Raw genomic sequence first — 15126 nt, 5'->3', positions numbered from 1 at the left:
GCGATGTAGCTACTTTAAAAGCTTATGTAAGTGGCGAACATAAGATTAGCAGTCGCCACTTTGTAGTCTCATTTGAGGCGGAATTGTAGTCCTTGTCCTACGTGCACACTTTTGACTAGCTAGCCTTGCGCCGTTCCGCGCGATTTTGTGATATGACGCGCGGTTTATTGGCGCTCCACAGGCCGGCCGGACGCACGCTGGGCAAGCCGTCGCGCACGGCTGCGGCCGGCGCCTGGCGCGGGTTTGGCGCCTCGTGCTCGCCCAGGCGGAAGCGGCTGACGGCCTGCGTCAGCGCTTCGCCTTCCTGGTGCAGGCGCTGCGAACCGGCGCGGGCCTCGTCGACCAGGCCCGCGTTCTGGCGCGTCATGTCGTCGATTTGCGCCAGCGCCTGGTTGATGCGGGCGATCTCGCCATTCTGCTCGGCGCCGGCGCTGCTGATGCGTCCGATCACCACGGCCACCTGCTGCACGGCGTCGACCACTTGCCGCATGGTGTTGCCGGCCGCATTGACGAGGTCGCCGCCGGCATCCACGGTGGCGACGGAATCGCCGATCAGACGCTTGATTTCCAGCGCCGCCTCGTTCGAGCGCTGTGCCAGGCTGCGCACTTCGGAGGCGACGACGGCAAAGCCGCGCCCCTGCTCGCCGGCTCTAGCCGCTTCGACGGCCGCGTTCAGGGCCAGGATATTCGTCTGGAAGGCGATGCCGTTGATGACGCCGATGATGTCGACGATCTTGTGCGAGCTGGCCTTGATCGAGGCCATGGTGTCGACCACGGCGCCCACGGTCTGGCCGCCGCGCAGGGCCACGTCGGCCGCCGTCGCCACCAGGGTTCGCCCTTGTCCTACGTGCGCCTCGTTGCGGCCCACGGTGGCCGTCAGCTCGCGCATCGAGTCCACGGTGGCGCCCAGCGCATCGGCCTGCGTGGCCGTGTGGCCGGACAGGGCGGCGTTGCCCTGGGCGATATCGGCGCCGGCCGCCGCGATGACGGCCGCGCCGCCGCGGATTTCCTGCACCAGGGTGGCCAGGCCGTGCGTCATGGCGCCGAAGTCGCGCACCAGGTCGCCGATTTCATCGTGTGCCTGCGAGGTGATGCGCTGCGACAGGTCGCCCGCCGCCGCCGCGCCGACAGCCACGCGCAATTGCGTCACGTCGCGCGCGAACGCGGCATAAAAGCCCGCGCACAGGTAGGCAGCGGCCAGCAGCACCAGCAGCATGGTGGCCAGGATCAGGGCGCGGCGCGCCTCGTCGCGGGCGATGCGCTGCGCCAGCAAACCGTCCAGGGCGCCGGCGGAAGCACCGGACAGCGCCTGCAGGGCGTCGATTGCCTGCATGCCGGCCGCATGGAATTGTGCGCCCGACGTCTGGTCGTAGGAATTCGTCACTTCGTTTTTCGTGCGTTCGAGAAAGGCCAGCGCGGCTGGCACGGCTTTCAGGGTCGGCTGCACGCTGGCGCGCAATTCCGGCCGGGTGGCGAGGATTTCGTCGAAGCGGGCCGGCAGGCGTTCCAGTTCGTGGCGCGCGATCAGCGCGTTGGCGTTGACGAGCTGATCTTCATTCGCCTCGAACAGGCCCGTGTCGATGTAGGCGGCGCCGCGCCCGGCGATGTCGGACAGGCTTTCGGCCAGGTCGGGCAGGGTGGCGGTGAAGACGGCGCTCAGGTGGTTGGCGCCCGCGTCCGGGTCCAGGCTCAGGTGCGAACGGTCGGCCACCAGCTGGCCCAGTTTCGCCGCCTGGCGCAGCAGCGCCGTATGCGCCGCGTAGCTGTCGCGCGCCGCGAGGCCGGCCTGGCGGCCCAGCAGGGCTTGCCACTGTTTCGTCAGCTCGGCCGCCTGCGGCAAGCCGGCGCCGGCAGGCAGACGCGCCAGGGCCGCCAGGGCGGCCGTGATGCGCGCGTTCAGGGCCGTGTTGTCCATGCCCGCCTTGCCGCTCAGGCGCAAGTGTTCGAGGCCGCGCCGCTGCTGCAGCAGGCGCGTGCCTTCCTGCAACTGGCGCACATAGGCCACGCCCCGCTGCGCATCCTGCGCCTGGGCCAGCGATTTGCCCAGTTCCGAGATCAGCAGGGTGGTCGCCAGCACCAGCGGCAGCAGGAAGACCAGGCAGACAAGCATGAATTTGGGTAGCAGGCGCAAGCGCTGCATGAGTCGGATGGCGGGGGTGAGGAGGATTTTCATCGGGTTTCCAGGGTAGGGTGACAACATTTCTGCAGTGCAATGTTGCCTGTGGATTGTGACCCCTTGATGAAGTGCGCCCTGATGCAGTCATTTTTGCCGTTCGCCAGAGTGAAGCAGTTCACACGGAAGGCCGATCCTTCTGTAAAATCGAGGGTTTTTTGCGAGGGCCATATTATGGTCACCAATATGGCCAACGAGAACGACATCACTATCCCCGATTCCAGCGACAACGCGGACATCGCCGCAGCGCCAGCGAGCAGCAAGGCCCCGGCCGTGATCGCGCGCGAAGTGCAGCGCCGCCGCACCTTCGGCATCATTTCCCACCCGGATGCCGGTAAGACCACCCTGACGGAAAAACTGCTGCTGTTCTCGGGCGCGATCCAGATGGCCGGTACCGTCAAGGCGCGCAAATCGGGCCGCCACGCGACGTCGGACTGGATGGAGATCGAGAAGCAGCGCGGCATTTCCGTCGCTTCCTCGGTGATGCAGTTCGAATTCCGCGACCACGTCGTCAACCTGCTCGACACCCCCGGCCACCAGGACTTCTCGGAAGATACCTACCGCGTGCTGACGGCGGTCGACTCGGCGCTGATGGTGATCGATGCGGCCAAGGGCGTGGAAGCGCAGACGATCAAGCTGCTGGCCGTGTGCCGCATGCGCAATACGCCGATCGTCACCTTCATGAACAAGATGGACCGCGAGACGCGCGATCCGCTGGACCTGCTCGACGAACTCGAATCGGTGCTGAAGATCCAGTGCGCGCCCGTCACCTGGCCTATCGGCATGGGCAAGAACTTCCGCGGCGTGTATCACCTGCTGAACGACGAGATCATGCTGTTCAAGGCCGGCGAAGAAAAGGCCGACGGCGCCTTCGAAATCATCAAGGGCATCGACAACCCGCGCCTGCAGGAGATGTTCCCGCTCGAGATGGACCAGCTGCGCATGGAAGTGGAACTGGTGCACGGCGCGTCGAACCCGTTCAATCTGGAAGAATTCCTCTCCGGCGTGCAGACGCCCGTGTTCTTCGGTTCGGCCATCAACAACTTCGGCGTGCGCGAGATCCTGTCCGCGCTGGTCGACTGGGCGCCGGCGCCGCGCGAGCGCGATGCGACCGTGCGTTCGGTGGCTCCGTCCGAACAGCCGTTTACCGGTTTCGTCTTCAAGATCCAGGCGAACATGGACCCGGCCCACCGCGACCGCATCGCCTTCTTGCGCGTGTGCTCGGGACGTTTCGAGCGCGGCATGAAGGTCAAGCATTTGCGCCTGGGGCGCGAGATCAAGGTGTCGAACGTGGTGACCTTCATGGCATCGTCGCGCGAACAGGTGGAAGAAGCGTACGCGGGCGACATCATCGGCTTGCCGAACCACGGCAACATGCAGATCGGCGACAGTTTTTCCGAAGGCGAGATGCTGACCTTTACGGGTATCCCGTACTTTGCGCCGGACTTCTTCCGTTCCGTGCGCATCCGCAATCCGCTGAAGATCAAGCAGCTGCACAAGGGCTTGCAGCAGCTGGGCGAAGAGGGCGCGGTGCAAGTCTTCAAGCCGGTGCAGGGCGGCGAACTGGTGCTGGGCGCCGTCGGCGTGCTGCAGTTCGAAGTGGTGGCCAGCCGCTTGCTCAACGAGTATGGCGTCGACGCCGTGTTCGAAGGCACGAGCATCAGCAGCGCGCGCTGGGTCAGCTGCGACGACAAGCGCATCCTGCAAGACTTCGAAAACGCGCTGGGCCACAACGTGGCCTACGATGCGGCCGGCAACATGGCCTACCTGGCCACGTCGGGCGTCAACCTGCGCTTGACGGAAGAGCGCTGGCCGAAATTGAAATTCCACGCGACGCGCGAGCATTCGGCCAAGCTGGCTTGATGTAGCGTAGTGGTGTCGGGTTACGCGCTTTGCGCTAACCCGACCTACGCCGACCTACCTGTTCATGGCGTAGGTCGGATTAGGCCAACGGCCGTAATCCGACAACCATCGTTGGCATCAACTCAAGCCGGCAAAATCGTGCGCGTACTCCAGTCGCGCCGTTCCAGCAGCAATGCCGTCAGCTGCGCCGCCGTCATCGGGCGCGCGAAGAAAAAGCCCTGCACGTTGTCGCAGCCCGCTGTTCGTAAAAACTCCACCTGTCGCAAGGTTTCCACGCCCTCGGCCACCACTTTCAGATGCAGGCTGTGCGCCATGGCGATGATGGCCGTGACGATGGCTTCGCCCTCGCCGGGCAGGTCGTGCACGAAGCTGCGGTCGATTTTCAATTGGTCGATCGGCAGGCGTTTCAGGTAGGACATCGACGAATAGCCGGTGCCGAAATCGTCGATCGACAGATGGATGCCCGTGTCCTGCAGGCGCCGCATCAATTCCACGTTGGCGTGGATATTGTCCATCAAGACCCCTTCCGTGATTTCCAGCTCCAGCAAGCCATGCGGCAGCTGCGTTTCGTCCAGGATGGCGCGGATGTCGTCCATCAGGCTCGGGTCGCGCGCCTGGCAGGCCGACAGGTTGACGGCTACGTGCTCGAGCGAATCGAGCAGGCCCGCCTTGCACCAGACGGCCGCCTGGCGGCAGGCGCTTTGCAGCACCCAGCGTCCCAGGTCGACGATGATGCCGCTTTCCTCTGCCACGGGGATGAATTCGGCAGGGCTCAGCTGGCCCATCTCGCGGCAGTTCCAGCGTATCAGCGCTTCCACGCCGACGATGCGCCCGCTGCGCAAGTCGATCTGCGGCTGGTAGTGCAGATACAGTTCCTCGTTTTGCAGCGCGCGGCGCAGGTTCGCTTCCATGCGCAGGCGGCGCTGGGCGCGCAATTCCATTTCGGCCTTGAACACGGCGTAGCGGTTCTTGCCCTGGTGCTTGGCGTGGTACATGGCCGTATCGGCATTGCGCGTCAGGGTGGCCACGTCCTGCGCGTCGAACGGATACAGGCTCACGCCGATGCTCGCGCTGACATACAGCTGGTGGCCTTCGAGGTCGAACGGCGCGGCCAGCACGGCGAGGATCTTGCGCGCCACGCTGGCCATTTCCGAGGCGTCGTCGGCCGGTTCGACGATGACGACGAATTCATCGCCGCCGATGCGGCAGATGATGTCGGTGCCGCGCAGGATGGCCACCAGGCGCTCGGCGACGAGCTTGAGCAACTGGTCGCCGCAGTGGTGGCCCAGCGTATCGTTGACTACCTTGAAGTTGTCCAGGTCCAGCAGCAGCAGGCCTACGCTGCTGTCCTGGCGGTCGGCGCGCGCCAGCGCGTAGGCCAGGGCGTCGTTGAATTCATGGCGGTTCGGCAGTTGCGTGACGGAGTCGACGTGGGCCAGGTAGTGCAGATGGTTTTCCGCATGCTGGGCCGCGGTGCGCGTGCGGCGCACCATCAGGAACGTCAGGCCGAACGCGCACAGGCAGACAAGCACGGTGAAGGCGGAAAATTGCGCCAGGCTCGCGTACAGCGGCGCCAGGCTGGCACGCAGGTAGAGCGCGCCGCCGCCGGGCAGGGTCTTCAATATCGCGGCGCTGCCGTCCAGGTAATCGAGGTGCAGGCCGTTGCGCGGCGCCGCCGGCACGACATCGTTGCCGCTGCGTGCGTAGCGGGCAAACGGTGTGCCATAGGGGCTGTAGAGCAGGGCTTGCCGGATATGCGGGGCGGCGGCGAGGGGAGCGAGCAGTTGTTGTGCCGCGAGACGATTGTCCTCGCGCATGGCCTGGGTGGCGGCCGGTGCCAGCATGTCGGCCTGGATGTGCAGGTTGCGCTGGAAGGATTCCTGAAGGGAAAACAATTGAAAGAGGATCAGCAGCAGGCTGGCCGTGGCCAGCATGGCCGCCGCGGCCAGCAAGTTCAGCCGGGCTATCCGGTCGCCGCGCAATTGCACGGACGGCAGTATCAATGGCGTCATCATGACGCTTCTTCCTGCCGGCCCCGCCTGCCGCCGCCCCGTGTGATCACGCCTCGCCCTGCCATACTTTACGTTCCAGTCTGATGAAAACCGAAGTGAGCCGGAACTCTCAACGTGTTGCCAAGTGTTGCTAAGGCCGACATATTGTCATTTTGCAGCGTGAAAGTACAGGGCGTGCGGCAATTTATATCCATGCAGCACACCGGTGACAGCAGGCAAGGCGACAAGACAGGCGGAAAGGAAAGCGTGTCTTTCTAATAATAATTCATGCTGAATTTTAATCCTTTTTTTGCCCGCCGTTTTTTTTCTCTTAAAACAATGCTGATGGTAAACAAAATACCAGCAAGAATAACTTCAATGCGCCCGGCCATCGCGGCACGGATAAACTTTTTTACGCTATAAGCCATTACAAGTCATTGATTTTAATAAATTTTAATGAAGAATGCGCGAACGCTATGGCCTTGCTCCGCGAGTTCGTCCATAATCCGCTGATGATGGACGTCCTGATGCTGTTTGTTTTGTCTGCCGCGGCCAAGTAAACTGCCGCCAGCAAAACCGGACGCCGCCCTGATGATCAATAGTGAGGATATCTTGGAAAAAAAACCAAAAATTATTTTGTCGTCACAAGACCTGGAACGACTGGAAGCGTTGTTGTATGCCTTGGGTAATAACTTATCGCCGGACAAGGCCGCCTTGCTCGATGAGCTGGGCCGCGCCGAGGTGCTCGAGCCGCAAGAAATTCCACCGACCGTCGTGACGATGAATTCCACCGTGCGCTTCACGGTGGAAAACAAGGAGGAATTCTGCCTGACGCTCGTGTATCCGAAGGACGTGGAAGGCCAGGCCGACCGTATTTCCGTGCTGGCGCCCGTCGGCAGCGCGCTGCTGGGCCTGTCCGTGGGCGACAGTATCGCCTGGCCCATGCCGGGCGGCGTCGTGAAGGTGAAAATCGAGGAAATCGTTTACCAGCCTGAACGGGCCGGCGAATACCACCGCTAAGCAGTGACGGCGGACGGCGCCTGCCGTTCGCCTGCCAGGCCGTGCCGGGACTTAACTGTTTCGCTGCACGCGCACCACCAGCCATCCCGCCACGACCGTAAACGTGACGATGATGGCGACGATGATCCAGAAGCCCTGCGGATGCTGGGCCAGCGGAATACCCCCCACATTCATGCCCAGCATGCCGGCGATGATATTGATCGGCAAGGCCAGCACGGTGACGATGGTCAGCACGAACAGGCTGCGGCTGTTTTCCTCGTTGACGCTGGCGGCGATCTCTTCCTGCAGCAGCTTGATGCGTTCCTGCAGCGAAGACATATCGCTGAGCACCACCGAAAACTCCTCCGTCGACTGGCGCAGTTCCAGGCTGTCGAGTTCCGACACCCACGATGGCGGGCGTTGCAGCAGGCGGAACAGGGCGGCCGGTTCCGGCGCCAGCAGGCGCTGCAGCCGTACCAGCACGCGCCGCATGGCGCCCAGATCTTCGCGTTTCGGCACCAGGCGCCCGGCCAGCAAGTGGTCTTCTATATCGTCGACCCGCGCCACGGCGTCGCGCACGATGTTGACCAGCACGTCGGCCTGGTCGCGCAGCAGATGGATCAGCAATTCCACCGACGAGCGGATCGGCTCGTGATTCTTGATGACGGCCTGGCGCAGGCGTTCGATCGACTGCAGCGGTGCGCGGCGCGCCGTGATGACGAGGTTTTGCGCCACGCTGGCCCACATGGTGGAAATGTCGGACGCTTCGAACGAGAAGTTGTGCACCACATCGTTGACCACGGCGATCAGGGTGTTTTCCGCCTGTTCGATGCGCGTGGAACGGGAACCCTGGTGCAGGGTTTCATAGAATTCGTCGGCCAGCTGCGTATGCGTCATCAGCCATTTTTCGCTGGCCGCATGCGACAAATTGAAATGCAGCCAGACGAATTCCTGCGCCGGGCGCGCCGCGCCATCGGCCAGCCAGGCCAGCGCCGCCGTCGAGTCGAGCGCCAGTGGCTGCCCGTCGCGGCCAAACAGGAAGCCCCAGACCAGGCCCGAGGTGTCCGAGCCGTAGGTAAAACCGGCAGTTTCCATCGCCATCGTGAATCTTTCTCGTGCAGTGTGATTGATCGTCGCGCGATGTTAATACACGGATGTGTCGGGAAAATGACAAGGCCACCGCGATGGGTGGCCTTGGTGTTAGCTGCTTAATCGCGGCGGGGATTATCCGGGCGGCGGTCGTCGCGGTTTGGGACGCCGTCGCCATCGCGGTCGTGGCGGTTGCCATTGTCGCGGTCATAGCGGTTGGGGATGCCGTCGCGGTCGCGGTCGCCGTTCGGACCGCGCGACCAGCGGCCTTGCTCCATCTGCCAGCGGCCGTCGCGCTGGTTCCAGGCGGGCGGCGCATACACGTAGCCGCGGCGTTCGGCGATCCATACACCTGGCGTCCAGGTGTAGCGCTGGCCGCGCCATTCCCAGTGGCCGGGCGCCCAGACGTAGCCGTGGCGTGCGCGGGGGATGGCTTCGCGGCGCGGTGGCGGCGGTGCGATGCGGATATCGTCATAGCGCACGGGCTGCACTTGCGCGGCAACCCAGCCGCCACGGTCCAGGCGCCAGCGGTTGTTCTCCTGTATCCAGGCGGCGCGGCGGTAGTGGTTGCCGCCCCGTTCGCGCAGCCATTCGCCGCCGGTCCAGACGTGGCGCTGGCCATCCCAGTTCCAGTAGCCTGGCGCCCAGACATAGCCGGCGCGCGGCGCTGGCGCGCTTTCAAACCGTGGCGGAGGCGGGGCGTCGCCGATGACAATGCTGACGCCGAGCTGATTCTGTGCCATCGCTTGCGCAGGCAGGAAGGCCGCGGTGCTGATGGCAAGCATGGCTGCTGCGTAGAGTGTGATGGGTTTCATGATGTGCTCCATTTCGGTGATTGCTTGAAATGGACTATAGGCGCTTGCAGGCGGGCAGATCGCCTTTGATTCAACTTATTACAATTGACACAATGCTGGGTGTCCGTGTATCCGTGGCAGATACAAATGGCGGCCTGGCGCGGCGCTATTCAAACTGGCGCCAGGCGGCGTGGTGTCAGCATAGTTGGCTCACAGGGTGCTGGCGGTGGCGTTGCCCAGCAAGGCTTGCCGTTCTTCGATCAGCGAGATTTTCTTTTCCTGTTCCGTCAGGCGCTTGGCGCTGACCACCACGACGGGGATGGCGTTCGCTTGCGCAGCAGCGGCGGTTTGCGCGGCCTGTGGCTGGTTGAAGCTGGCATAGCTGGCGCCGCAGGCGATGGCGACGGCGACGGTAAAGATGGCTTCCATGTTTTTCAGGGTTTTCATGATCGTTCCTTTCGGGTGGCGGGTGGGTATGCATGCACTGTAGCCATGCGCGGGCCGGCGCGCCATGCGCATGCGACCAGCCGTGGTTTTGGCGGGATGGCCTGCAAAAAAACGGCGCTGAAATGCCTGCGCGCAGCGCGGACAGGCGACGGCTTGAATTGAGGCCTAATTAGCCCTGTATCCGCGCATATGAATGCAATTGCCCTATGGCATTATCTGATGCTGCGCACTGCCGTGCCCATGCCGTGCGCGGCAAGTGAGGCCCGGCTATCCTGCTAGAATCGGCATGGCAGCCGTGTTGCGCACACAATCATTCTCATCAGGAGTCACACATGTTCCAATTGTTTGGTTTTGGCGGCGCCCGCTGCCCGCGCTGCGAGCACAAGAACGGCGCTGCCGCCGGCTATTGCGCGCAATGCGGCTTGTCGCTGGGCGCCCCCGACAGCGACGCGGTGCTGCATGCCAATCAATGGCATCTTGCTGATGGGCAACTAGCCCTGTTCTTTGGCGTACGCGAACTGTCCTCGCTGTTCGGCAGTGCGGCGCGCCGCCTGCAGGTGCCGGCCGAGTCGCGCGCCTGGATCGTGCAATCGGACGCTTTCACCTTGATACCGGCTGGCGATTACGACAGCGCCGCCTTCTTTGCGCGCTTGCCCGCGCTGCTGCCGGCACGCCCGGCCGAGGTGCTGATCGCGCGCGCCGACGCCATCAGCCTGGAATTCGACCTGCCGGCCCTGGCCAGCACGGAGCTGCTGGACGTCGCCGCATCGCTGCGCGTGGATATCTCGCTGGGCCAGCCCGACGCGTTCGCGCGCCAGTTCATGCGCGCGCCGGGCGCCGTCACGCGCGCCCACCTGCACGCCTTGCTGCTGCCGTCCGTGCGCCAGATCGCGCTGGAATTCATCGGCAGCCGCGCGCTGCGCGAGATGGACGCGAATGCCGACTTGCGGCCCGAATTGAACGAGCGCCTGCAATCGGCGCTGACGCAGCGCCTGGCGCCCAGCGGCCTGGCCGTGTCGCGCGTGGAAACGCTGAGCCTGCGGCACGACAAGCGCGAGGGCGACACCGGCGCCGGCATCGGCACCCTGTGGCTGGGCGGCTTGCCGGCGCAGGAACTCGAGCAGCACAGCCTGGAACGCATGAAACAGCTCGACCAGCTGTATGACGAGGAAGAATGGCAGCGCATCCGCCGCGAGGAACTGGCGGCGCGCCACGCGCACCGCCGCGCCGAACTGCGGCAGGATGCGGCGGTGGAAAAGGCGGAACTGAACCACCAGGAAGCGGAGCGCCTGCAAGCGCTGCGCGGGCGCCAGATCGACCTGTATGGCCGCATTCTGGAAGCGAAATCGCGGCGCCAGGCGCTCGACCATGGCGCCGCCCTGGCGCTGGGCGAGCTGGAACAGGAACTGGCGCAGAAGGGTGCGCAACGGGCCGATGAAGCGGCCAACTGGGAACACGTGCGGGCGCTGGCGGCCATCAAGATGCGCAGCGAGCTGGAACTGTCGCAGCTGCACGGGCGCGAGCAGATCCAGCTGGCGCAGCAGCGCTTTACGCATCAGGTCCATTTGCAGTCGATCGCGCAGCAAGTGGAAAGCGCGTTGCTGATCGACGATGAGACGGGACGTCGCACCCAGCTGGCGCGCCTGCGCCAGGCGGAAGCGGATGCGGCCCAGCGCGAGGCGCAGCTGGAGGCGGAGCAGCACCAGGCCGCGTGGCAGGGGCTGATGCTGGCGAATGCGGCGCGCAAGCGCGAGGCCGAGCGGGTACAGGAGTGGGAAGACCAGATGCAACTGGCGCGCCAGCGCGAATTGTTGCGCGCCGAAGCACACAAGGATGAAGCGGCCCAGGTGCAGGCGGCGGAAATCGCGGAAAAAGTGGCGGCGCTGCGGCGCGGCGGCGCGCGCGAAGACGCCATCGCGCAGCAGGAAAAGCTGCTGCGCACCATCGAGGCAGACGGCGTGCACGCGCGCCAGCTGCAGCAGCAAACGCAGCTGGCGCAGCTCGACGCGCTGGCCATCGAGGAACAGCGCCAGCAACTGCGCCAGCTGGAACAGGAAGCGCAATGGCAGCGCGACTTGCTGGCCATGGCGCAGCAGCGCGAAAGTGATTACGCGCGCTGGAAAGGTGAATATGAAGCCCTGCTGGCGCAACAGGCGCATGCGGCCGAACTGGCGCGCATCGACATCGACCGCATCGAGAAAATCGGCTCGCTGAGCGACACGGGCAAGGTAGCCATGGCCGCCGGGCAGAATGCGGCCGTGCTGGCGCAAGTGCTGAAAACGCAGCTGCAAGCGGGCATGAGCGCTGAGCAGATCCACGCGCTGGCCGCGCTGGCGGCGGCCGAGAACAGCGTCGCGCCGCTGGACGCCATGCGCATGGCGCAGGACAGCGTGGCGCAGGAGCGCAGCTACCTGGAAGGCCAGGCGGAACGCGAACGGCGCCAGCAGCTCGATTTGATCAATTTGCAGAACGCGGCGCACGCGCATGGCCTGTCGGCGCAGGCGCAGCTGGGCGTGGCCGTGGCGCAGGCGCTGCAGCCGGGCGCCGTCGCAGCAGCAGCGCTGGTCCGCTGCAAGAACGGCCACGCGCAGCGCGCGGGCCATCCTGAAGATAAATTCTGCGCCGCCTGCGGCGTCGCCCTGCAGCCTTGATGGAAGCGTTTCACCCCAGATGATGCAAAAAGCACGAGACAAACTGCGGGAACTGCGCGCCCTCCACGACGACGGGCTGCTCAGCGAGCAGGAATTTGAACGCCGCAAGAACGCCATCCTCGACGCCGAGTACGCGCCGCCCGGCGCCGCGCCTGTGCCGGCGCCGCCGCCCGTACGCCAGGGCACGGAGCTGGGCTTCATGACGGGCCAGGAAATCGGCCCGCAAAACCGCCGCTACCGGCTCGAGCGGCTGATCGGCACGGGCGGCATGGGGCAGGTGTGGCAAGCGACCGACCTGGCCACGCACGCGGAGCTGGGCAGCAGCGAAATGGTGGCGCTGAAGATCTTGCCGCCGCAGCTGACGCAAAGCGCCACGCACGCCAAGCTGCTGATCGAGGAAGCTACCCAGGCGCGCAAACTCGCGCATGAAAACATCGTGCGCGTCTACGAGTGGGCGCAGGACCCGGCCACGGCCAGCTATTTCATCATCATGGAATGCCTCGATGGCGAAGACCTCGAGCACTATCTGGCGCGCGAGGGCGCGCTGCCCCTGTCCACCGTGCAGGAATTGCTGCAGCCGGTGGCCGACGCCCTGTCGTATGCGTGGGAAAAGCACAAGCTCGTGCACCGCGACATCAAGCCGGGCAATGTCTTCCTGACGGCGAAAGGCGACGTCAAGCTGCTCGACTACGGCATCGCATCGCGCGTGCGCAATGCGGACAGCAGCCTGGCGCTGGACATGCCGAATGCGGGCACGCACGGCTACCGGGCGCCCGAGGCCGGCGCCAACCAGCGCCAGCCCAGCCCGCGCCTGGACGTGTATGCCGTGGCCGTGATGATCTATCAGATGCTCGAAGGGCGCATGCCGTTCGACGACGCGCGCAGCGCCAGCCATTTGCCGTCGGCGCCGCAAGCGCTCAACGCGCAGCAGTGGCAGGTGCTGCAGAACGGTTTTTCGCTGACGCCGGAACTGCGGCCCCAATCGGTGCAAGCCTTGCTGGAAAGCCTGGAGCGCGCGGCCGGCCCGTCGCCCGAAGAACTGGCGGAACAGGCGCGCCAGCAGCAGGCGCGCGCGGCGCAGCAACAACGGGAAGCGGCGCTGGCGGCCGAACAGGCCCGCGAGGCGGCGCTCAAGGAGGCGCGGTTGCGACAGGAAGAACTGGACCAGCGCCGCAAGGCCGAGATCCAGGCCGCCGCGCTGGAAAAGCAGCGGCAAGATAAACTGCGCCGCGAACAGGAGGCGCAGCGCCATTTCGAAGCGGAAGAGGCGCGCAAGCTGCGCAAGGAAGCGCTGCGCGGCCAGTTGCGCGCGCGCCGCGAAGCCGATGCGGCCACCGCCTTGCAGGAGCACCAGGAATTGCAGCGCAAGGCCATTGTCGCCAAGGCGGAAGCAGCTTACCGCGCCGAGCAGGAACGTGCGCGCAAGGAACAGGCCAGCCGCGCCGCCGCCGCAGCTGTCCCTGCGCCGGCATCCGCGCCAGCGCCGGAAGCCGAGCACGTGGAGCCGGTGCCCAATGCGGAAGGCGTCTTGCGCGACGATTTCCTCGATGGTTCGGGACAGGGGCCGGAACTGGTACTGATTCCCAGCGGCCGCTTCCAGATGGGTGCGCACGAGACGGAACACAAGGCCGCCATCCAGGCCGGCTCGCAGCAGACGTGGCTTGAGCGCGAAATGCCGCAGCACTGGGTCGGCATCGAGCGCCCGTTCGCGCTGGCGCGGCACCCCGTCAGCGTGGGCGAATGGCGCGCCTTCGTCAAGGCGACCGGCTGGGCGGGCGGTTCCGAGACGGACTGGGACAATCCCGGTTTCGTGCAGAACGACCAGCACCCGGTGGTGGGCGTGAGCTGGAATGACGCGCAGCTGTACCTGGCGTGGATGAGCGAGCGCACGGGCCGCCACTACCGCCTGCCCAGCGAAGCGGAATGGGAATACGCATGCCGCGCCGGCACGCGCACGGCCTTCAACGTGGGCGACACGATCAGCACCGAGCAAGCCAACTACGACGGCCTGTACGTGTACAACGGCGGCCCGCGCGGCGTGTACCGGGGCGGCACGACGCCGCTGGGCACTTTCGCGCCGAATTCCTGGGGCCTGTTCGACATGCATGGCAATGTGTGGGAATGGGTGCAGGACGTCGTGCACGACAATTACGAAGGTGCGCCCGTCGATGGCAGCGCGTGGGAAGAGGGCAGCGACAGCAGCCGGCGCATCCTGCGCGGCGGTTCATGGCTGTACCACCCGCGCTATTTGCGCTCGGCCCTGCGCAACGGCTTTTCCACCGTGCTGTCGAACGATATCGTGGGCTTCCGCGTGGCGCGCACACTCGACTAATCCATTGTTATATTGGCTATCTTGACGGATACTTCATGCACCTTAACCGTGCTGGAGTCTCCGTGTTCAAACGCCGCCTGCTGTCCATCGTGTTCGCCTGCCTGCCCATCTCAGCCCTGGCCGGCGATTTGCCCTCCTACCCCTTCATCCACGCGACGGGCACGGCCTACAGCTTCGTCACGCCGGACCTGGGCGAGATCGATTTCGACGTCAGCGTTTTCGACCCGGCGCCGGAGGTGGCCACGGCCCTGGTGCAGACGCGCATCACGGAAATCAAGGCGCTGCTGGTGGAGCAGGGTTTGCCGGAAGCGGCGGCCGGCATCGAGGTGCGCGACGTGCGCAAGGAAATCCGCAAGGGCGCGGAACAGGACCCGGCCAATCCGCAGTACCTGATCAAGGCCAGCGTGCATATCAACATGGCTGACTTGTCGAAATGGTCCGCCGTCATGGGGCCGCTGCTGGCCATGCCCAACCTCGATGCGTTTGCCGTCACCTTCGGCGCCACGCAGCGCATCCGCCTGGAAGAGGAACTGATGGGCGAGGCCGTCAAGGATGCGCAGCGCAAGGCCGACGCCATGGCGCGCGGCTTCGGCAAGCGCGTGGGCGCCGTGGCCGGCATCTCGTCTGACCAGCTGAAAAACCTGGGCAATGCGGTGGGCCTGGTGCCGCCCGACCGCTACCAGCGCGCGAACAGCCGCCAGCGGCAAAATCCCGACGACATGCTGATGGTCACCGTCCTCAAGATGGGACAGACGGTCGATGCCGTGTTCCGTATCAAATGACCAGG

The 15126-nt window shown here is 65.0% G+C and carries 11 protein-coding genes; 5 read left to right on the top strand and 6 right to left on the bottom strand.

The window, feature by feature from the left end; genetic code table 11:
- Nucleotides 1-115 precede the first annotated feature (115 nt).
- Nucleotides 116-2173 (bottom strand): methyl-accepting chemotaxis protein, encoded by a 2058-nt coding sequence (locus AC4BCN_RS19245; RefSeq protein WP_490491525.1) that lies wholly within the window; start codon nt 2171-2173, stop codon nt 116-118.
- 174 nt (nt 2174-2347) lie between these two features.
- Here AC4BCN_RS19245 and AC4BCN_RS19240 point away from each other — a divergent pair, with 174 nt between their 5' ends.
- The gene (locus AC4BCN_RS19240; protein WP_490491524.1) at nt 2348-4036 is read left to right on the top strand and encodes a peptide chain release factor 3; all 1689 of its coding nucleotides are present in this window, start codon (nt 2348-2350) and stop codon (nt 4034-4036) included.
- Between the two features lie 122 nt (nt 4037-4158).
- On the opposite strand, the gene AC4BCN_RS19235 is transcribed toward AC4BCN_RS19240, so the two are convergent.
- Together AC4BCN_RS19235 and AC4BCN_RS19230 are read right to left on the bottom strand one after the other, a co-directional pair.
- Nucleotides 4159-6051 (bottom strand): putative bifunctional diguanylate cyclase/phosphodiesterase, encoded by a 1893-nt coding sequence (locus AC4BCN_RS19235; RefSeq protein WP_490491523.1) that lies wholly within the window; start codon nt 6049-6051, stop codon nt 4159-4161.
- A gap of 251 nt (nt 6052-6302) precedes the next feature.
- Nucleotides 6303-6455, bottom strand: a complete 153-nt coding sequence (locus AC4BCN_RS19230) for a hypothetical protein (RefSeq protein WP_181878070.1) — start codon at nt 6453-6455, stop codon at nt 6303-6305.
- 184 nt (nt 6456-6639) lie between these two features.
- Here AC4BCN_RS19230 and rnk point away from each other — a divergent pair, with 184 nt between their 5' ends.
- Nucleotides 6640-7047 (top strand): nucleoside diphosphate kinase regulator, encoded by a 408-nt coding sequence (gene rnk / locus AC4BCN_RS19225; RefSeq protein ID WP_162835757.1) that lies wholly within the window; start codon nt 6640-6642, stop codon nt 7045-7047.
- Between the two features lie 51 nt (nt 7048-7098).
- Here the strand turns inward: rnk and AC4BCN_RS19220 are convergent, their stop codons facing one another.
- From AC4BCN_RS19220 to AC4BCN_RS19210, 3 genes are all read right to left on the bottom strand, one after another.
- Complete coding sequence (locus AC4BCN_RS19220; RefSeq protein ID WP_175560449.1) at nt 7099-8127, bottom strand: transporter; 1029 nt, start codon at nt 8125-8127, stop codon at nt 7099-7101.
- 107 nt (nt 8128-8234) lie between these two features.
- Nucleotides 8235-8930, bottom strand: coding sequence for a YXWGXW repeat-containing protein (locus AC4BCN_RS19215; protein WP_490491522.1), 696 nt, complete (start codon nt 8928-8930; stop codon nt 8235-8237).
- Nucleotides 8931-9119: 189 nt separating this feature from the next.
- Entirely contained in the window at nt 9120-9356 is a 237-nt protein-coding gene (locus tag AC4BCN_RS19210) for a hypothetical protein (protein WP_034751908.1), read from the bottom strand.
- A gap of 332 nt (nt 9357-9688) precedes the next feature.
- Here AC4BCN_RS19210 and AC4BCN_RS19205 point away from each other — a divergent pair, with 332 nt between their 5' ends.
- The 3 genes from AC4BCN_RS19205 (at nt 9689) to AC4BCN_RS19195 (ending at nt 15121) form a co-directional block, all read left to right on the top strand.
- Complete coding sequence (locus AC4BCN_RS19205; protein ID WP_490491521.1) at nt 9689-12007, top strand: coiled-coil domain-containing protein; 2319 nt, start codon at nt 9689-9691, stop codon at nt 12005-12007.
- A gap of 19 nt (nt 12008-12026) precedes the next feature.
- Nucleotides 12027-14339: an SUMF1/EgtB/PvdO family nonheme iron enzyme gene (locus AC4BCN_RS19200; protein WP_490491520.1), complete on the top strand. Its 2313-nt coding sequence runs from the start codon at nt 12027-12029 to the stop codon at nt 14337-14339.
- Between the two features lie 62 nt (nt 14340-14401).
- Entirely contained in the window at nt 14402-15121 is a 720-nt protein-coding gene (locus tag AC4BCN_RS19195; RefSeq protein ID WP_490491519.1) for an SIMPL domain-containing protein, read from the top strand.
- Nucleotides 15122-15126 lie beyond the last annotated feature (5 nt).

Source organism: Janthinobacterium sp. Bl 1 (genome assembly GCF_058215535.1).
The sequence above is the reverse complement of the archived record's forward strand: the minus strand, read 5'-3'. Positions and strand labels throughout refer to the sequence as shown.

Coding starts and splice junctions, on each gene's coding strand:
- AC4BCN_RS19235 (WP_490491523.1), bottom strand. CDS start 6,051: ATGATGACGCCATTGATACTGCCGTCCGTGCAATTGCGCGGCGACCGG.
- AC4BCN_RS19240 (WP_490491524.1), top strand. CDS start 2,348: ATGGTCACCAATATGGCCAACGAGAACGACATCACTATCCCCGATTCC.
- AC4BCN_RS19215 (WP_490491522.1), bottom strand. CDS start 8,930: ATGAAACCCATCACACTCTACGCAGCAGCCATGCTTGCCATCAGCACC.
- AC4BCN_RS19220 (WP_175560449.1), bottom strand. CDS start 8,127: ATGGCGATGGAAACTGCCGGTTTTACCTACGGCTCGGACACCTCGGGC.
- AC4BCN_RS19230 (WP_181878070.1), bottom strand. CDS start 6,455: ATGGCTTATAGCGTAAAAAAGTTTATCCGTGCCGCGATGGCCGGGCGC.
- AC4BCN_RS19200 (WP_490491520.1), top strand. CDS start 12,027: ATGATGCAAAAAGCACGAGACAAACTGCGGGAACTGCGCGCCCTCCAC.
- AC4BCN_RS19245 (WP_490491525.1), bottom strand. CDS start 2,173: ATGAAAATCCTCCTCACCCCCGCCATCCGACTCATGCAGCGCTTGCGC.
- AC4BCN_RS19205 (WP_490491521.1), top strand. CDS start 9,689: ATGTTCCAATTGTTTGGTTTTGGCGGCGCCCGCTGCCCGCGCTGCGAG.
- AC4BCN_RS19210 (WP_034751908.1), bottom strand. CDS start 9,356: ATGAAAACCCTGAAAAACATGGAAGCCATCTTTACCGTCGCCGTCGCC.